The organism is Desertivirga arenae (assembly GCF_017355785.1).
In the GTDB taxonomy this organism is placed as follows: Bacteria; Bacteroidota; Bacteroidia; order Sphingobacteriales; family Sphingobacteriaceae; genus Desertivirga; species Desertivirga arenae.
On record NZ_JAFEWE010000004.1, the window covers coordinates 123470 to 141975 of the forward strand.

The following is an 18506-nucleotide window of genomic DNA, read 5'->3' on the forward strand; positions in this document are numbered from 1 at the left end:
ACTATGGACTGAAAAAAGATCTGCTTTGCTCGTAAAGGTTCTCCTTGATCTGCTACTGGTGGTTTTTAAGCCATTCCAGTCGTCTTTGATCTGGAAGATGCTTCACAGAAAAGTTGTCAAACTTTGCCTCGAAACCGTTTCCATCGGGCGATGCAGCCATTAGGCCTACCATTACCGGTGTATTGTCTTGCAAAGGTGCATTACGTGTCATAACATAATTCTTGTCATCAATGGAATAAAAAATCTCCACGGCGTCTAATCTCCGAACTACTTTAATCCAGATGAAAGGAGGTACACGATCTAATGGTGTTACACTCCAGTCGCTTTTGTCATGTGTTACCACAGTACTTATGTTAAACTTCCCGTCTACAAACTCCACACCCGTTTTAATGTAATGTTTATGGTCTATACGCACCATTAGTCCCATTTGATCAAACCGAGCCTTGTAAGCACCTGTAAGTTTAACCTTAGCCTCAAATTCGCCTCCGTAATTACCATAATAGAAAGGTGCATCATCGACTGTAAACCCATAATGCGAAATTCGCCAGTAATCACTTTTAGGTGTTACCTGCATGATCAGACTGTTATTTTTTATTTCCCATCGTTCTGGTTCATTGAACCAGTGCATTTTTTCAAGGCTTTGTGCTTTCATCTCGTTAAGGCTAAGAAGCAGGGCTAATGTGAAAAGAAGTTGTTTCATCAATTTTTTGTTTCCAATTACAAACTTGAAATGTTTCAATGTTTGTTTGTTCGCAATTTATCCTGCATTTTGCGCCTGGTCAATGGTTATTTATAGCCACTTCCAAAATGGAAAACGTTCGAAAATTTCTTGATAGCAAACTGCTGTCTCAGTCATTTAAAGTCTCCGGAGAACTCGAAGCTCAGGTGACAAATGCTAAGCTTATTGCTGAGCTCTACGCTAGGCTTGAAAACTGCATCAGTGTGTTGAGCGATATGAAAGCCCGAAAAAGCTATATTTATTATGGCGGGGTAGCTGATCAGTTAGGCCTTCTGAAAAGGAAGACTGAAATCAATTCTATCTGGGAAGATGAATTACTGAGCCGTGTTCATGCGGAAGATCTTCAGAAGAAATACAGACTGGAGTTTCAATTCTTTCAGTTGTTGAACACTATTGATGTTACAGAACGACCCGATTACAGGGTAGTGACTAAGCTCAGGGTGCGTAATAAAGAAGGGAAACATGTTTTGCTCGAACATCGGCTGCTATATCTTAGTAGTTCCGAAGAAGGAAGTGCATGGTTAGCCCTCTGTTTATATAATAGGGTGTATGATCATCCTGGTTTTGAAATACCGAAGGGCGTAATATTAAATACGCGGACCGGTACTATTGTGGATCCTGGAGAACCAAGCTTTAGTGAAATCCTTTCCTTGCGTGAGAAGGAGGTTTTACAATTAATAAAGTTGGGGAGAAGAAGCAAAGAAATCGCAGAAAAGCTATCGCTAAGTCTTCATACCGTTAATCGTCACCGACAAAATATATTTCATAAGTTGAATGTGACCAATGCGCTAGAGGCTTGCAGGGTTGCAGACGGAGCTGGTTTATTTTAATGGCTAAATTCCCATCTCGCACTTTGCTAATATCGTGCTTATAAAAAATGAGTAATTAGGAATAATTTTGTTATAAAACGTTTTAGCTCTTCTTTTTAATCCTATTTTAATTATATTTGTTATAGTTGTAATACTAACCAATTTATCCTGATGCAACTTTACAGTCAATTAACAGATTTGGAACTGGCGGGATTGCTGTCTGAAGGTGATAAGGATGCATTCAGAGAGATCTATATCCGCTATTGGAATAAACTCTATGTTGTTGCACGAAATCGCTTAAAAAATTCTGAGGAAGCGGAGGAAGTTGTACAAGATATCTTTTGCAACCTTTGGAGGAAAAGGCATTCATTTACACTAACTAAAGCTTTCAGTAATTATTTTGCAGTTGCTGTGAAGTTCACGGTGATAGACCTCCTTGCCAAAAAGGCAAGGCAGGTTAGTTACGAGAGAGAAGCTATATATAGTTTCTCTGAAAATGATAACTCAACAGTCCAGATTATAGAGCTTAACGAGCTCGAAAAGCAACTTCAGGAAACCATTCTTTCGCTGCCTGAAAAATGTCAGATCGTATTTAGGCTTAGATACGAGAAAGGCTATAGCCAGAATCAAATATCCCATGAATTAAATATTTCTGAAAAAACAGTTGAGGCCCATCTGGCAAAGGCCAGGAAGACTTTGCGTGGAGCCTTGGGAGCAAGCCTTGTGTTACTTATTTCGATGCTCTAAAAAATTATTAAAAAAAAATGATCTTGCACTAAGGGATTTATCTTTCCCGGTCGGCTACTTATATAAACAGCCAATAAATGACCGGTCAGGAAAAAGAAAGGTACCTTCAGGAGCTTGCCAAAAAGTGGCAGGAGGGAACAATATCCGAAGACGAAAAGCGGGAATTTGAGGATTGGTATAACGAGTTTGACGACTCCTATCTCGAGCTTTCTGATGAGACTCCCACTGCTTTAGAGCAAAGGATGTTTCAGAATATAGTTGAGCGCGAGAAGATTGAAGGCCCACGGATTCGTTCATTATCCACTTATCTTATCCCTGTTGCGGCTGCGGTTGCAGTTATATTCATTAGTGTAGGCTTATACCTTTACCATAAACCGGGGTCTGCAACAGAACAGATAGCTGTAACTGAAAAAATTGTTCCAGGAAGTAATAAGGCCACCTTAAAGCTATCTGATGGACGGGAGATCCTTTTGGACGACGCCAAGCAGGGCATTATTGCAGAGCTCGGAAATATTTCTATCAGAAAGAACCAGGATGGGCAGGTCATTTATTCTGTACTACCGGAAGCGAAAGAAAGTCAGTCAGCAAAAGTAAGTTATAATACTATTAGTACTCCCAGAGGTGGGCAATTTCAAATTGAGCTCCCGGATGGCACAAAAGTTTGGTTAAACGCAGCTTCGTCATTAGTATTTCCAACTCATTTTAACGGTAAGCAACGAAAGGTGAGCCTTAAAGGCGAAGCGTACTTCGAAGTTGCTAAAAATAAAGCTAAGCCATTTTTAGTGGATGTTAATAAAAGCACTGTAGAGGTTCTTGGCACCCACTTTAATATTATGGGTTATGAAGACGAGAGAAGTACGAACACTACCCTGCTTGAAGGGTCTGTAAAAGTAACTTCGGGCAATAGAAGCGAACTATTAACTCCAGGAACAGAAGCGAGAGTGAGTGGAGGCATAACTCTTCATGAGGTCGATCCTTCCCAATCGGTCGCCTGGAAGAACGGTCTTTTTGTATTCGACAATGAGAGTCTTGGTAGCATCATGAGAAAGCTTTCCAGATGGTATGACGTTGATATTGATATTAAAGGTGACATTGCTCAAAAGCATTTTGGTGGCACTGTATCTCGATTTGATGACATCAACGATGTGCTTAAAATAATCGAACTAACCGAGGTAATTCATTTCAAAATTCAAGAAAGGAGGATCATTGTTATGCCGTAAAAAAGCTGACAATCAGGAATGTATTAAAAAGTACCAGGGCGATTAGGCCCGCTCCTGGTATTAGACTAATCAAGATATTGGCTCCCAATACCTTATAATTAAACTTCATTCAAATGTATAAATTTTGTACTGGATTCAAATACAGTTACAGGAACTGTATTTCTTATAAATTTCTGCTAGTTATGAAACTAACCATTGTTCTCACCTTAGCAGCATTTTTACAGGCGACAGCCGGGAGCTTTGCTCAAAAGCTCAATTTAAATGAAAAGAATGCAAGTATTGAAAAGGTTTTTAAGGAGATTAAAAGACAAGCTGACTATAATTTCTTCTACGACCTTGACATGTTGCAGGAAAGCAGGCCCGTTAGTATCTCCGTAAAAAATGCTTCAATTCAAGATGTTCTTGATAAGTGCTTCAAAAATCAGCCCTTAACGTATGTTATTGCTGAAAAGACAATAGTAGTTCAACGCAAGGCTCAAACAATCATCAGCTTCAAGCCGACCCGGGATATTGCGGTGACGGGTAGGGTTGTTGACGAAGAAGGAGCACCTTTGCCAGGAGTAAGCGTAAAACTAAAAGGGGGATCAGGTGGTGCTACTACCGCCGTTGATGGGCGTTTTTCAATAAATGCCCCTGAAAATGGTGTGCTTGTTTTTAGTTTTATCGGTTACCAAAGCCAGGAGGTTGCCATCAATGGGCAAAGCTCGCTTAATATTAAGCTTGTCCCTGAGCAAAAGGCACTATCTGAAGTAGTGGTAGTAGGTTATGGCACTCAACGCAGAACAAGTGTAGTTAGTGCTGTTGATCAGATCTCTGCCTCTGCTATAGCAGGAAGGCCATCTGTTAATACAACTCAAGCCTTGCAGGGAGTATCAGCGAATCTTGTTGTTCAACAACGGAACTCGGAACCGGGTGCGGGGGTGAACATTAATATCCGTGGTATAAGCACTTTAGGTAATAACTCTCCACTTGTTGTAATTGATGGTATTGTTGGTGGGGATATTAATTTGCTTAATCCGGCAGATATAGAAACTGTGTCTATATTGAAAGATGCAGGTAGCGCAGCAATTTACGGTTCCCGGGCATCAAACGGCGTTATTCTGATCAGCACAAAAATGGGTAAGAAAAACAGCCGGACGGCCCTTGCCTATACCGGATTAACAGGGGTTAATGATCCTAAAATGTTTTTCAAGCCGGTAAGTGGCTATGAGAATGCCATACTCAGGAATGAGGCTGCAGCCAATGCAGGACTGGGATCGGCGGTCTATAGCCCCGAACAGATAAGGAATTTTCAGAACCAGGGCGATAAGGAGTGGTTTGTTAATACAATCCTTGAAAATGCTCTTCAACAGAACCATAATCTTAGTCTTACAGGCGGCAGTCAAAACTCTTCGTATCTCGTATCGGTAGGATATACTAATCAGCAGAGTAACTTTATAGGTCCGGACAAAGGGTTGAAGCGCTATAACTATCGCATCAACATGAGTAATGAGTACGGGAGGCTGAAATTGATATCGCAACTTGCTTTTACAAAAAGTCTCGTTAAAGACCATTCCTCATCCACAGGTACGCTGATGGTCGATGCGGCGAGGGTGCCTCTATATTACGAGATGAAAGATGACCAGGGCCGTTATCTTACGAATGACGTTCTAGGGGAATTTAACCCTCTTGGCGTATTAGAAAAAGGGGGCTTTAGAAGATATAACGACGATAACTTATTTGGAACCTTAAATGCAGAATTTGCACTTACTAAATATTTAAAATTAAGAGGCGTTTTTGGCGGGAGTTTGAAGTCGAATAGCCAGTTTGCAAGAACAATGCAGGTTAATTATTATCCTGGAGGTGTTTCGGGAGGGGATAGGAATACAAACGATGAAAGTCGTAAAATACAGGATTTGAATGCCCAGTTCCTGGCTCAGTTTAACAGGACTATCAAGAAAAATCATGATGTTGATATACTTCTGGGTATATCAAATGAGAATCATGAGGAACGGGGTTCTGCTATTTACAGGAGATTCACAGACCCTGAATTGGGTACTCCTGTTACCGGAACAATTATCTCTGAGAACTCTTACAATTCAAATGGAAGTGCTGGTGAAAATAGCCTGAATTCGTTTTTCGGCAGAACAGCCTATTCTTATAAGAATAAGTATTATGGGGAATTTAATTTCCGGTACGATGGCTCTTCTAAATTTAGAAAAGGAAATCGATGGGGATTCTTCCCGGCTTTCTCTGGGGGCTATCGCTTAACTCAGGAAAGTTTCATGGAGAATTATCGTAATAAAGTAGGTGATCTGAAATTACGGGCTTCTTACGGAATTGTCGGTAATCAAAACGTTGGAAATTATCAGTACCAAACCACTTTCTTCTCCATTGGTAATATTTATGGTTTTGGTAATGAGGCTGTTGCTGGTACTGGATTCAATTTCTCGAACCCTGATCTAAAGTGGGAAAGAGCTGCTACATTAAATATAGGTTCAGACTTTAGCTTTTTTAGAAATGCGTTGACCTTCTCTTTCGACTATTTCAATAAGATCACAAGAGATATTTTAGTTCCTCCCGCCGTGCCTGGTGTTTTTGGAACCAGTCTCCCTGACTTTAATGCGGGAGAAGTGAAAAGCTATGGATGGGAAGCGTCCCTTTCTTATAGAAAATCGGGTAAACAGTTCCGGCATAATATCTCCTTTAACCTCGGAGATGCACAAAACAAAGTTCTCTATTTTGCCGGAAATGAGAGACTTACAGGGGTAGAAGAATTGCAAGTGTTGCTTAAGGAAGGATATCCTTATCGATCTTATGTAGGATTAAAGAGAGATGGTTATTTCCAAAATATAGATGAAGTAAATAGTGGGCCTAAACCGGCTGGACTTAATGTTCAGCCTGGAGATAACCGCTATGTGGATGTTAACGGTGATGGTGTTATCGATAACAATGATTATCATGTTTTTGGAAATCCTTTTCCTCGTTTTACCTACGGGCTGATGTATAATGTAGGCTTCAAAGGTTTCGACCTGAATTTCTTTGTACAGGGGGTTGGAAAAAGGACTATGATGCTAAGAGGCGAACTGATCGAACCTTATCATTTTAATTATGGTATGACAATGTATCAGCACCAATTAGATTATTGGACACCTCAAAATCCTAATGCAAGGTTCCCGAGATTGGCAAGTAATGGAAGTCAATCAAACGAGAATAACTTTAGAAGAGGCTCCGACCTGTATCTTTTTAATGCTGCATATGCAAGATTAAAGAATGTGCAGCTAGGATATACTTTGCCACAGTCAATTTCTAAAAAATTAGCAATGCAGAAGCTTAGGATATATATGTCAGGACAGAACCTGCTTACCCTATCAAAGCTGAAGTTTGTGGATCCTGAATTGACTGAGTTTGATAGCAACTTGAATAATGCTGGCGCAAACAGCGGAAGGGCTTATCCTACAATGGTGTATTATGGTTTAGGTTTAGATGTTACTTTTTAACTTATTGTACATGAATAAGTCAATTATCAATAGAACAGGCTTTGTTGCATTACTTGCCTTTTTATTTATAGGGTGCAAAGATTTAGATCTCACCCCTGAAAATGTGTATACTGATCTTACTTATTGGAAAACTACTGATCAGGCAAATGGTATGCTAAATACTGCCTATTCCCAAATGTTTAGCAGTGATTATTTCTTTTATAATGAAGCCATGTCTGATAATGCTTATAGCGGAAGAGGTGATCAGGCTGGATCTACTTCACTTGCATCAGGCGCGTATGATCCTTCATTGCCTAGATTACGAAATGAATGGAATGATTGCTATAGGGGAATAAAGACTTGCAATGTGTTTCTGGATAATGTAGATAGGGTACCTAATATGGACGAGGCGCTGCGTACACGAATGAAAGCAGAGGCGCGCTTTTTAAGAGCTTTCCAGTACTTCAGATTAATGACCTGGTTTGGCGATGTTCCTCTAATAAAAAAGGACCTTTCTATAGTAGATGCTCAAAATATAAGTCGAAGCCCTAGAGAGGAAGTATTGTCTTTTATCGTAGCTGAACTAAATGAAGTTACAGGAAGTCTCCCTGTAAATACTGAATACGGAACGAAAGATAAGGGACGAATCACAAAGGGTGCCGCAATAGCACTTAAGGCAAGAGTAATGCTTTATGAAGGAAACTGGCAGGAGGTTGTAAACGCATGCTCTTTGCTGATGGATAATACTTCTAATGGAACTTATGGCCTTTTCAACTCATATGAAGGTCTGTTTCTGCCGCAGAATGAGAACAATAACGAGGTAATCCTTGATATGCAATATGTTCCATTGCTTCGTACCTGGTCAAACTTCTTTGACCTTGCTCCTCTATCTACTGGCGCTCGGGTAAATGTAATGGCTCCTACTCAAGAGCTTGTTGATAGTTACCTCACCTTAAATGGTAAGAAAATCGGAGAAAGCGGTTCTGGGTACGATGAGAACAACCCTTATATAAACAGGGATCCGAGATTAACCTATACCGTAGTTTACCATGGTTATCAATGGAAGGAGGCGAGTGGTAATGCTAAGACGATATATATAAGGCCTGGAACTGACCCTGATAAAGACAACAAGCCAGACGAATATGCCCCCGGGAGTTCTAAGACTCCTACAGGGTATTATATCAGAAAGTATTATGATCCTACCCACGCGGCAGGCTTTGCTTCTGGTCTCAATCTGATTTTGATTCGCTACGCAGACGTGTTGTTGATGTATGCTGAGGCAAAAAATGAACTGGCAAAGTTAGATGAAGCAACCTGGAACAAAACGATCAAACCGTTACGTGTGAGAGCTGGCTTTACCGACGCTGCGGCTCTAAACTACAATTCTGCTGCTACACAAGAGCAATTCCGGGAAATTATCAGGAATGAGAGAAGGACAGAGCTCGCTTTGGAAGGGTTAAGAATTTTTGACATTAGAAGGTGGAGGATTGCAGAAACTGTTTTGAATGGTTGGGCCCATGGTGCAAAGTTTGGTCCTGCAAACGAGGACAATGGTTATATCCGTGTAAACCTTAGATCTTTTGATAAGAGTAAGCACTATTTGTGGCCAGTTCCGAGAGAGGAGCGGAACCTGAATCCTAACCTTTCGCAAAACCCCAATTGGTAATATTTAACTGAAATTATAACGAATTTTATATGAAAAAGAGCTTTAATAACATATGTGTTGCCGTAATGGCAATCATTATATTGTTCTATGGTTGTAAAAAAGATGACAGCCTTAGTCATACTAACGTTTCAGAAGTAACTAATCTTTACGGACCCGCTAATGGAAATAATGTTTTTCTTGGAGGGAATGGAACCGTGGTATTTGAATGGGAACAAGCACAAGCTGAAGATAATGGAGTAGTGCTATATGAGGTATTGTTTGATAAGCCGGAGGGTGATTTTTCTAAACCATTATATTCATTACCAGCAGATGGAAAAGGGTTGCAAAGAAATCTCTCCATGTCCTATGCAGATTTAACAAAAGTTGCTTCGGCTGCTGGTATTTCACCATCGTCCGCAGGTAAAGTTAAATGGACTGTATGGGCATCAAAAGGAATTAATGTAAAGAGATCTGCAGTATCAAGGGAGCTTAACCTTGAGCGCCCAGAAGGCTTTCCGGCTCCAGCAAGCGCTTATTTAACCGGAACTGCTACCGAAGGAGGTGATGACCTTACTAAGGCTAGTGCATTTAGAAAGGTTAGTGACGGAGTGTTTGAGCTATATACTTCATTAAGTAATGGAAATTATCGTATAACTGAAAGAAATAGCGGTACTCCTAATTCTTATTCAATAAATACCAGTGGCAAACTTGTTGAAAATGGGACTACAGCCGTTACCACTGCTAAAAAAACTTATCGTATTCGTGTTAATTTTAATAATGCAACGACCGAAATTTCAGAAGTTGTTTCCGTAGGTCTTTGGTTTGCGCCAGATAACCGCATTTGGTTTGACTTACCATACACATCTGGAAGTAGTTGGGAAATAAAAAATGCTCCAATTGTCTTTAAACAAGAGACCTGGGGCAGGGATGAGCGCTATAAATTTAGGTTTATTATTAAAAATGCCGCCGGGGCAACCAGCGAAGAATGGTTTGGTAGTACTAAAGGTGATAACCAGAGACCAACAGCCTCTACTGAAGCTGCCTACTGGTTCATGGTCCCGGTTAGTAACGATCGTTGGAATAACTCATTCAAATTTAGCGGGGATGTTGATAACAAGAATGCAGATGTCAAAGTAACATTCAGTTCTACCGCTTACACCCATTCAGTTACGGTTAAATAGGCTTTCTCTATAACTGCACCTGGCTTTTAAGCTTTGTGCAGTTGTAGGTATTGCAATTAAAATACTAAGCAAATGAAAATTAAATCTCTTATTTTATTAGTTGCCGTTACAGCAGTTAGTTACTTAAGCTCTTGCTCCATCGAAGAAGGGAGCCCCTTGTATGATGGTAAAATAGTAAAGATTAATTACACCTGGGAGAAGACAGCCGATTCGCTTCAGGAAAGTACTTATAACACCTATCTTTCGGCCAATACAAAGTACTTCAAGCAAAATAATACGGGCAATAATGGCTTCAACTATTGGTGGAATGCTCATGTGTTGGATGTTTTCGTAGATGGCTATATGAGGACAAACGATGACGCCTTCAAGACTAAGATGAAGTTTTTACTTAACGGTCTTAGAGAAACCAATGGGGGTACGTATATCAATGATTACTACGATGATATGGAATGGTTAGGCTTGTCTTCTTTAAGGGCCTATAAAGCGACCGGAGATAATGAGTATCTAAATGTCGCTAATCTTCTATGGACAGATATAAAAACAGGCATAAATGCACAACAAGGTGGAGGGGTAGCATGGCGAAAAAGCCAATTAAACTATAAAAATACTCCAGCTAATGCACCTGCAATCATTTTGGCTTGTAGGTTGTATGAAACTCAGAAACGAGCAGAGGATTTGCAAACTGCTCAAGCGCTGTATACTTGGCTAAAAAATACGCTGGTGGATCCAAATTCAGGGCAAGTATGGGATGGGATCAATTCTAAGAACGATGGAGCTATAGATAAAAATGTCTATACGTACAATCAAGGGGTTTTTGTCGGTGCAGGTTTAGAGCTTTACAAGAATACCGGGAATAACATGTACCTTGTGGATGCTGTAAAGACAGCGAATAATATATTAGCTGATGCCAATGTCTCTCCCGGAGGATTATTGAAGAACGAAAACCAGGGCGACGGAGGATTATTTAAAGGAATTTTAGTACGGTATCTTACGCTGTTGGCCCTCGAGCCCGCTGTTAAAGAGAGTGACCGCACCAATTATATTAAATTCCTTAAATACAATGCAGAAACTTTCTATACAAAAGCTATTTCCCGGCCGGGAATGCTCGTTAGTCCTAATTGGAGTGCCATGCCTGGGACTAGTGTAGATCTCTCGACTCAGTTAAGCGGTTTGATGTTGCTCGAAGCTGCTGCAACGCTTAAAAAGCAAGAAAAGATTTAACCTGGATAAGGTTGGTTAGTTTCGGTAAAGGGCACGGGCAACTGTGTCCTTTTTTCATTGAGTTAATCCTTGGATAAACAGGTCTATGCTATATCTTAGCAGGACTAGAGTCGACATTGATACGAGCTACCCTTATATTTCTCTCTGCAAGCCTTTTTGTTGCTTGTAAATCTGTTCAACAATCAAACGAGCAGTTTTATAAAGATCGTATGCCTCAGCAATTGAGATCTGAGGTAGAACTTGTTCATACCAAACTCAATAAATATCACCCACAGCTATATCGGTACATTAATAAAGAAGCGCTTGATAATAAATTCGACAGCGTTAAAGCAAGTATTACAAAGCCTTTACCTGCTAATGATTTTTATTTAAAGCTGAGCCCAGTAGTTGCAGCTGTTAGGCAGGGGCATGCTACTTTGTCTATTCCTTATGTCATAGAGAAAAAGGAGGAAGAGAGTATAAGGCAGCTAGGCTACCGCCCCTGGTTTCCCTTTAAGGCAGAGTTTATTAACGAACGCTTTTACATCCTTAAAGACAGTAGGCAAACTCCGGAAGTGGAAGCAGGGACAGAAATTGTAAGTATTAATGGAGCTGGTCCAAAGGAGATATTCAGGAAATACTATAGCGGGATTTCAAGAGATGGCTATAATGAAACGTTTCTGCCTAAAAAATTCACTACTATATTATATTATTATCTGAAAGAACAGAAGGAAAAGGCTTCCATTGACTTTAAGTTGAGGTTTAAGGATTCCACATGGAATTATAGTTTGGACAAGGAAGGTCGCAGCTTGAATACCCCTAAATCTTTAATAGGTGCTATACCCAAAAAGAAGAGTAGCGTCAGCAAGCCAAAAGGGGATAAGGACCAAAACCTATTGACATCCCGCTCGAAAGCGAAGACACTTAAGTTTTATAAGGGGGACAGTAGTATTGCAGTATTGAGAATAAGTAATTTCCGTAAAGACGCCTATAAGTCTTTCTACAGAAAGAGTTTTGAGTTTATTAGCAGCCCACGAACGAAAGCTTTAATTATTGATCTGCGGGATAATCCGGGTGGTTATGCTAAAGATGCGGGAGAACTGTACTCATACCTGATGGATAGTAGCGTTAGATTTAATAAGAGACTGGAGCTGACATCAAAAGCGAGCTTGTTAAAGAACTATAGGTTTATGAGCAAAGTGAAGTCGCCTTTTGTCAAACCTTTAATCTCTGCAGCTGCAACTATTGCAGCAATTCCACCCAGCCTGACTTTAAAGAAGGAAGGGGAAAGGCTGTACTCTTATTCAGAAGGTTCTTCCAAAAGCCTCCGGCCAAAGACCAAACATTTTGCAGGAAAAGTTTACGTATTAATAAATGGAGGAACATTCTCCGCCGCAAGTCTTCTTGCTGCTAATTTAAAAGGAAGTGGAAGAGCGTTTTTTGTAGGTACAGAAACAGGTGGATCCGAAAACGGTTGTGTTGCTGGTTTTTTACCTGTATTTACTTTGCCTTATTCTAAACTTAGTCTTCGTTTCGGCCTGGCTGCTGTTGAGCCTTACTATGCTACCGGGAAGGAAGGCCGGGGCGTATTTCCGGATATTGAGGTTAAGCCAACTCTTCAGGACCGCTTAAAAGGAGTGGATCCGGAATTGACGCGGGTTGTTGAAGAGCTTAGGGGGAAGTAGGATAGAAAGCATTATCTCCCCAGTTCTCGCTTTGAAAACTATATATGAGAAATTCTTTGTCTGTTGTATTGGTCTAAATTCGGTAAGTTAGCATCTGAAACAAGAACTCGCTCGGAACTCAATATTTGGCCATACTAATGAAATTCCAGCAAATACAACCCTACCCCTCGCTGCAAAGCTTTATCGAACGGATCTTTGTACTTGAATGTGAAGGCAAGCTTCCTATTAATGATCTAAAGCTCATTGTTCCCAATGCTTGTGTAAAGCTTGTGTTTCCCTTTAAGAACTCCATTACGGCAGATTTTAACGGAAGTACGTTCTTTTCAAAGGAAGGGAAGGTGACATTAATAGGCTTTAGCGACTTGCCGTCTGTGGTGGATATTGGGGAGGACGAACCGTCAGGAAATATTACAGTTGAGTTTAGTCCTCTTGGCGCTTATCGTTTTTTTAATCTCCGTTTTTCTGAAATAAAAAATACCATTTATTTACTAGAGGATGTGCTGGGGAAGGAATGTCGACAATTGGAAGATCGTTTAGAGCAAACGAAAACGGTTGAGGAGAGACTAAAGCTGATCCAGGATTTTTTGTTACGAACGTTCATATTTAATGAGCCTGATACTGTATATGAGTACTGCGTACAACGACTTATCCAGGATAAAGGCCGGACCCTCATTTCTGACCTGGAACATTCGACAGGTTACAGCTCCCGCTGGCTCAATGCTAAGTTTAATGATAACATTGGTACCAGTGCGAAGAATCTGAGTAGTATAATTCGTTTCCAACAATATTATCAAGCGGTAAACTCTAACCGGGAAGCTTTCTTTTTTGAACGCGAGTTTTATCATTACTATTACGATCAGTCACACTTTATCAAGGATATTAAACGCTTCACTGGTTTTGCTCCGAAGCAGCTTTTGCAGAAGAGCAATGACTACGACAGGTTTTTCTACAAAGGCTAGCACTTCCGATTTTTACAATTTTTGCTTTTGGGGTACCACTACCTTTGAGATGTAAATCAAAACGAAAAGCATATGAAGAATCTAGTAAACTGGATTGAGATCCCGGTAAGTAACTTTGATAGAGCAGTAAAATTTTACTCATCGATCTTGGAGATAGAGATTAGCTCATTTGAAATGGATGGAGCTCAATACGGAGTGTTCCCTTCTGAGGACCAGAGGAATACTGGCGCCTTAGTGAAAAGCGAATATCATGAGCCTTCCCCTAACGGTGTGATCATTTACCTTAATGGGGGAGAGGATTTAAATATTATTCTGAATAAAGTGAAAGACGCAGGAGGAGAAGTGATAATGGAGAAGGCTTACTTAGGTGAGCAGGCAGGATATGTTGGTATGTTTAGCGATACTGAAGGAAACAAAATTGGTTTACAGCATAATTAATACGACTATGAAATATTTCATGTATAAATTAATCGCGCCTCGTCCAACTTTTCACTTGGATATGAATGAGGAAGAAAAAGCAGTAATGGACGAACATATAGCTTATTGGAATGGCTTGTTTTTAGAACGAAAAATTTTGATCTACGGCCCGGTACTTGACCCTGAAGGAGTATTTGGTTTAGGTATCCTGGAAGTTGAATCTGATGAGGAAGCAGAGGAGCTGGTAGCCAAGGATCCTGCTGTGAGCTCCGGTATTTGCGGTAAGGAAGTTATTCCTATGATGGCAGGATTAGTAAGGCAATAGTTTCAATATTACTTCTGCTAAGTTTAATTGAATGGCCTGGCTCCTACTTAGGCCATTCCTTTTTTGGGGCTTGCCTGTCTCCTGTTATATAGTTATAAACCTATTCTTTTATTCTTTCCTCTACAAGTTATTTTACTAGTATTGGAACTTTCAAAGCAAAGAAAGACCATTATGCAGTTTGACCGTCTTTTACAACAAATGTCTTTCATTCATGAGATTGATAAGATCAAATATATTTTCAGGAAGACAAGATTATTTAATAGCGATCGTCACGAGAACGATGCTGAGCATAGCTGGCATTTGGCAATGATGGCGCTGGTGTTAGCGGAATATTCGAATGAAAAAGTGGACATTTTGAAAGTGCTGAAGATGCTACTTTTACATGATATTGTGGAAATTGACGCAGGAGACGTATTTTTCTTTGATTCTCTAGTAAGACAAGATAATGCAGCTGCAGAGGAGAAAGCAGCGGAAAGAATCTTCGGTCTGCTTCCGGAAGATCAAGCTTTAGAGTTTATAGCTATCTGGAAAGAGTTTGAGGCTGCAGAAACACCAGAAGCTCTGTTTGCACGAGCGGTAGACAATCTGGAGCCTATCCTGCAAAATATTTCGAACGGTGGAGGAACCTGGAAGGAGTTTAATGTAGATTATCAAACAGTCATAGATAAAAAGAGTATTATCGGCAAGGGCTCGGAGAAGGTTTGGGAGTTTACTAAGAAGCTTCTTTTTAAGAGCAGGGAGAATGGGTTGTTGGATGATAAGGGCATAGGTTAGCCTCTACTATTTTGAAGACTTAAATTTCTTTGGATTGGGTGCCTGCTACAAAGTATAATTGAAACTGAGCTTTTAATAACAATTCGTAATTTAGTGCCGAAAAATCTAAACTATGAGGTCCGTACTATTTTACCTAAGCTTTATTCTATGCATCGCATTTGTTTGCTGTCAAAAAGAAGAAATTCAAACAGAAGAAATAACATCAGGAGAACCTGCATTAACTGATGATTCAATTGCAGTTAAAAACCTGACATCAGAGAAAAAGATCGCTCCCCGTCGGGGCGAATTTCATTTTCTCGGCTATGGCTATGATGTGACGGGAGAATATAGCGATTCTTCCGCTGTCCGTGGATCCGTTGTGGATATAGAGAAATTACATAGGCTTCAACCTACAAGGGTGGTGATAGGGAAGCATACTTCTACTGAAACTAATATAATGACGACAAACAATGTTGAGGAGCTTGCGAGGCAAATTTCGATGGATGTGATGGATGGTAGATTTTTCAATATGAAAGAGCAGGAGCGTAAGAAGTATTTTAAGGGTGAAATCAATACTTACATTTACCAAGATAATCCTTTCACGAGCAAATATATTTATGGTAGATCCTGTGAAAAAAGGACGATAGGATTTTTGTCGTTTAATTATGGTTCCCTAGATTCTATCCTGATGCCAAGCTTTGAATCCGATATTAAAACTAAGACCCCCTCAGAGATAATCAGGAAGTATGGAACACATGTATTGACGCGGATAAATATAGGCTCTAAATTTACAGTAATGTACCAGTCAGAAACAACCAATCCTGATTGGGAAAAAGCTGCTCAGCAGGGACTTACAATTGCTCTTGCTAAGACGTTTGGTTCTTTTTCAGGCTATCTTGATTATTTGGACAGCAAATCGGCGCCGGGAAATTATGCTCAAAAAATAAGTTTTAAGGCTAGTGGGGGTGATCCATCCTTAATTAAGGTAACTGTTGATCCTGTAACCAAAATCACTACTGTCGACCATGGAGAATGGATTAAATTTTTCAAAAACGAACAGGCGGAGCTGGTAAACATTCAGAACGTTCAGCCGATTTATAATTTTATTTCTGATCCCGTTAAACAGAAAGAAGTGAAAGCCTACTTTGAAGAATATCTTTCGGCAAATGCTGGGATCCTAATAAGATAAAGAATCTTTTAGCAGTCATCTTATCTCTACCAGTTTTAGTTTCAGAACTTATGGATGCTGTATCTTTAATAGTTTTTCCCGGAAATTTTTGAAGAGGTAAATAACTCAAGGTATTAAAAAAAGCCCTAAATCATAGATTTAAAAGCTCGCAGTGTATTTTGCTATCAAAAAAGTTGGGCGGAGAACGATTGTTCGACCTTCAGTTTAATTTCGACGGAGGTCTTGAAGAATCTTTTAGCTACAAAAATGCAATGAAGAATGGAGACCTGAACGAGCGACTTCAAGTTCAGCAAGAGCAAATTAGTCCTGTCGTGGAACAAGAAGTGGAGGAAACTGCGGCTCCTTTGAAAATCCGAGGCTATCTTGAAGATGCCTTGGAATCTCTTTTTGGTGGATTCGGCAGTAATTTTTCGGAAGATGAGGACATGAAAAGGAGAAGGAAAAGATTTAAGGGACCGACAAGGTAGCTTAGACTGGCTAAAAAAAGAAAAATCATTTTATAAAATTTGACACTGGAGCTAGGGGTATTTCCCGGCTCCTTTCTTGTTTTCTAACCGAACATCAGTCGCTGAACTTGTGAGATGGTTCTGAAAATTAGTAATATTGAATATTGTTGTTCATTGTTAGAAGCCTTATGCACAAGATCTTGTTATTTCTTATTTGCTTTATCGTACAATTTCAGTCTTCAAATGCCCAGTGGAGTGGTTCATGGATAAAAGTTAATGCAGTGTATCGGGATAATGCTGAATTAGAAGAGTCAAATCCACTTAAATATAATTATATCAGGTATAATTTTGCCAAGAAGGGTAGGGTTAATGTTTCAACATCCTATCAGAGTAAAGGAACTTCGTTTGCTTATCAATTTTCTGACAATCATTTTAAGATGAATTCTGATGCTGGATTTGTAGTGAATGAGTTTATAGTGGAAAAGGCTACTGAAGCTGAGTTTGTCTTATTGCAAAAAGGCAGTGTGGATTTCCAAGGCGAGGATTGTATTCGCCTGTTTTTTGTTCCTGAGTCCTCTTACCAGAAGTCCTTTGTTCCGTCCTCCGATAATATTCTTGCAGTTGCCGGTGTTGATACTGTTTATATTGCCAATGACAAGCTCTACCCATATTATAATGGAAGTGGAGATTATTTTGATGTATTAAAAGAGGGGGTGCCTTCACAGCCTTCTGAAAATCTTTATTTTTTTGCTACCTACATTGTAGGAAAAGATGGCCGGGCAGATAGTTTAAAGATTATTGAGAGCTTTAACCCGGCTTTTGATAAAAAGATCATCAAGAATTTCAATAAGACTAAAGATAATTGGCAGCCTGCAATGTTAAATGGAAAAGCGGTAGCAGTTCAAATGAAGCAGGAGTATCACTATTTTTCTTCAAATACAATGTTACCTGTTATGGATTATAGTATGAAGGGTAGCAAGGCTATGAAAGAAAATGATTTTACGGCTGCGCTTTATTTTTTTGACAAGGGTCTTGAAAAGTTACCTACTAGTATTGAAATGCTTTATAAGCGTGCTTTATGTAAGTATGAGTTGGGTAACAAGGAAGGTGCTTGTAAGGATTTGAATTTGATTCAGCAGCTGGGAGATAGTACAGGCAAGGAATTATTACAAAAATGGTGCAAGTAGGTCTTCATGTAATGCGGAGATTATGACTGTTATTATCCGCAAACTATGCGGATAATATGTATTTGTGTCCCTATAGTGTCCCCATTATTTGAAGCTAGTGCTGTTTCACCTAGAGTTTGTTTTGGATGGATAAATGACTCAAAAAAGCATTAAAAAAGCCCCTAAATCATAGATTTAAGGGCTCTTAGTGTATTTTGCTATCAAAAAAGTCGGGATGGCCGGATTTGAACCGACGACCTCCAGCACCCCATGCTGGCGCGATACCGGGCTACGCTACATCCCGAGGACTAGAGTTCAAATATATAAAGCAATAGGAATAAATCCCAAGCTACTTTAGAAAATCTGGAAAAAAAAGGCTGTGAACTGTTACAATTCCTTCAGGATCTTCGTCTTAGTATAAACACAATTTTAAAGTAGTCATGAGTGTTAGAGTTCAATTAGCAATAGCGGTTTCTCTGTTGTCCATTTTATTTTCAACGGTATTAGTTCTATCCTGCTGTTATTCGGCGTAACGATAGGGGGTGTAAAGTCATTTACATTGTTAAA

General features: G+C 39.8%; 16 protein-coding genes and 1 tRNA gene. 15 read left to right on the forward strand and 2 right to left on the reverse strand.

All coding sequences use genetic code 11. The annotated features are described in order from the left end of the window. Window positions 1–52 precede the first annotated feature (52 nt). On the reverse strand, window positions 53–700 hold the full coding sequence (locus tag J4N24_RS10170; protein ID WP_207533580.1) for a DUF1349 domain-containing protein: 648 nt from the start codon (window positions 698–700) through the stop codon (window positions 53–55). Between the two features lie 107 nt (window positions 701–807). Between J4N24_RS10170 and J4N24_RS10175 the strand changes: the two genes are divergently transcribed. From J4N24_RS10175 to J4N24_RS10245, 15 genes are all read left to right on the forward strand, one after another. Continuing rightward, on the forward strand, window positions 808–1569 hold the full coding sequence (locus J4N24_RS10175) for a response regulator transcription factor (protein WP_207533581.1): 762 nt from the start codon (window positions 808–810) through the stop codon (window positions 1567–1569). Between the two features lie 150 nt (window positions 1570–1719). Beyond that, entirely contained in the window at window positions 1720–2295 is a 576-nt protein-coding gene (locus J4N24_RS10180; protein WP_207533582.1) for an RNA polymerase sigma factor, read from the forward strand. Between the two features lie 77 nt (window positions 2296–2372). After that, window positions 2373–3515 (forward strand): FecR family protein, encoded by a 1143-nt coding sequence (locus J4N24_RS10185; protein ID WP_207533583.1) that lies wholly within the window; start codon window positions 2373–2375, stop codon window positions 3513–3515. Window positions 3516–3697: 182 nt separating this feature from the next. Continuing rightward, entirely contained in the window at window positions 3698–6994 is a 3297-nt protein-coding gene (locus J4N24_RS10190) for a TonB-dependent receptor (RefSeq protein WP_207533584.1), read from the forward strand. Window positions 6995–7004: 10 nt separating this feature from the next. Then, the gene (locus J4N24_RS10195) at window positions 7005–8639 is read left to right on the forward strand and encodes a RagB/SusD family nutrient uptake outer membrane protein (protein ID WP_207533585.1); all 1635 of its coding nucleotides are present in this window, start codon (window positions 7005–7007) and stop codon (window positions 8637–8639) included. Window positions 8640–8704: 65 nt separating this feature from the next. Then, a complete protein-coding gene (locus tag J4N24_RS10200; protein WP_207533586.1) occupies window positions 8705–9799 on the forward strand; it encodes a SusE domain-containing protein in 1095 nt (364 codons plus the stop codon). A 72-nt stretch (window positions 9800–9871) separates the two neighbouring features. Beyond that, on the forward strand, window positions 9872–11020 hold the full coding sequence (locus J4N24_RS10205; protein WP_207533587.1) for a glycoside hydrolase family 76 protein: 1149 nt from the start codon (window positions 9872–9874) through the stop codon (window positions 11018–11020). 209 nt (window positions 11021–11229) lie between these two features. After that, complete coding sequence (locus J4N24_RS10210) at window positions 11230–12684, forward strand: S41 family peptidase (RefSeq protein ID WP_207533588.1); 1455 nt, start codon at window positions 11230–11232, stop codon at window positions 12682–12684. A gap of 137 nt (window positions 12685–12821) precedes the next feature. Beyond that, complete coding sequence (locus J4N24_RS10215) at window positions 12822–13643, forward strand: DUF6597 domain-containing transcriptional factor (protein WP_207533589.1); 822 nt, start codon at window positions 12822–12824, stop codon at window positions 13641–13643. A 72-nt stretch (window positions 13644–13715) separates the two neighbouring features. Then, window positions 13716–14081: a VOC family protein gene (locus tag J4N24_RS10220; RefSeq protein ID WP_207533590.1), complete on the forward strand. Its 366-nt coding sequence runs from the start codon at window positions 13716–13718 to the stop codon at window positions 14079–14081. A 7-nt stretch (window positions 14082–14088) separates the two neighbouring features. Beyond that, window positions 14089–14385 (forward strand): YciI family protein, encoded by a 297-nt coding sequence (locus J4N24_RS10225; RefSeq protein WP_207533591.1) that lies wholly within the window; start codon window positions 14089–14091, stop codon window positions 14383–14385. A gap of 171 nt (window positions 14386–14556) precedes the next feature. After that, window positions 14557–15159 (forward strand): HD domain-containing protein, encoded by a 603-nt coding sequence (locus tag J4N24_RS10230; RefSeq protein ID WP_207533592.1) that lies wholly within the window; start codon window positions 14557–14559, stop codon window positions 15157–15159. Window positions 15160–15271: 112 nt separating this feature from the next. Then, window positions 15272–16327, forward strand: coding sequence for an MAC/perforin domain-containing protein (locus J4N24_RS10235; RefSeq protein WP_207533593.1), 1056 nt, complete (start codon window positions 15272–15274; stop codon window positions 16325–16327). 158 nt (window positions 16328–16485) lie between these two features. After that, window positions 16486–16794: a DUF5712 family protein gene (locus J4N24_RS10240; protein ID WP_207533594.1), complete on the forward strand. Its 309-nt coding sequence runs from the start codon at window positions 16486–16488 to the stop codon at window positions 16792–16794. A gap of 167 nt (window positions 16795–16961) precedes the next feature. Continuing rightward, the gene (locus J4N24_RS10245) at window positions 16962–17960 is read left to right on the forward strand and encodes an energy transducer TonB (protein WP_207533595.1); all 999 of its coding nucleotides are present in this window, start codon (window positions 16962–16964) and stop codon (window positions 17958–17960) included. A gap of 209 nt (window positions 17961–18169) precedes the next feature. Here the strand turns inward: J4N24_RS10245 and J4N24_RS10250 are convergent. After that, window positions 18170–18243 (reverse strand) — tRNA-Pro (locus J4N24_RS10250). Window positions 18244–18506: the final 263 nt, after the last annotated feature.

Excerpts from the sequence above, each read along its gene's own strand:
- J4N24_RS10230 (WP_207533592.1), top strand. The coding sequence starts at position 14,557 with ATGCAGTTTGACCGTCTTTTACAACAAATGTCTTTCATTCATGAGATT.
- J4N24_RS10245 (WP_207533595.1), top strand. The coding sequence starts at position 16,962 with ATGCACAAGATCTTGTTATTTCTTATTTGCTTTATCGTACAATTTCAG.
- J4N24_RS10225 (WP_207533591.1), top strand. The coding sequence starts at position 14,089 with ATGAAATATTTCATGTATAAATTAATCGCGCCTCGTCCAACTTTTCAC.
- J4N24_RS10220 (WP_207533590.1), top strand. The coding sequence starts at position 13,716 with ATGAAGAATCTAGTAAACTGGATTGAGATCCCGGTAAGTAACTTTGAT.
- J4N24_RS10200 (WP_207533586.1), top strand. The coding sequence starts at position 8,705 with ATGGCAATCATTATATTGTTCTATGGTTGTAAAAAAGATGACAGCCTT.
- J4N24_RS10180 (WP_207533582.1), top strand. The coding sequence starts at position 1,720 with ATGCAACTTTACAGTCAATTAACAGATTTGGAACTGGCGGGATTGCTG.
- J4N24_RS10235 (WP_207533593.1), top strand. The coding sequence starts at position 15,272 with ATGAGGTCCGTACTATTTTACCTAAGCTTTATTCTATGCATCGCATTT.
- J4N24_RS10185 (WP_207533583.1), top strand. The coding sequence starts at position 2,373 with ATGACCGGTCAGGAAAAAGAAAGGTACCTTCAGGAGCTTGCCAAAAAG.
- J4N24_RS10210 (WP_207533588.1), top strand. The coding sequence starts at position 11,230 with ATGCCTCAGCAATTGAGATCTGAGGTAGAACTTGTTCATACCAAACTC.
- J4N24_RS10175 (WP_207533581.1), top strand. The coding sequence starts at position 808 with ATGGAAAACGTTCGAAAATTTCTTGATAGCAAACTGCTGTCTCAGTCA.
- J4N24_RS10170 (WP_207533580.1), bottom strand. The coding sequence starts at position 700 with ATGAAACAACTTCTTTTCACATTAGCCCTGCTTCTTAGCCTTAACGAG.
- J4N24_RS10215 (WP_207533589.1), top strand. The coding sequence starts at position 12,822 with ATGAAATTCCAGCAAATACAACCCTACCCCTCGCTGCAAAGCTTTATC.
- J4N24_RS10190 (WP_207533584.1), top strand. The coding sequence starts at position 3,698 with ATGAAACTAACCATTGTTCTCACCTTAGCAGCATTTTTACAGGCGACA.
- J4N24_RS10195 (WP_207533585.1), top strand. The coding sequence starts at position 7,005 with ATGAATAAGTCAATTATCAATAGAACAGGCTTTGTTGCATTACTTGCC.
- J4N24_RS10205 (WP_207533587.1), top strand. The coding sequence starts at position 9,872 with ATGAAAATTAAATCTCTTATTTTATTAGTTGCCGTTACAGCAGTTAGT.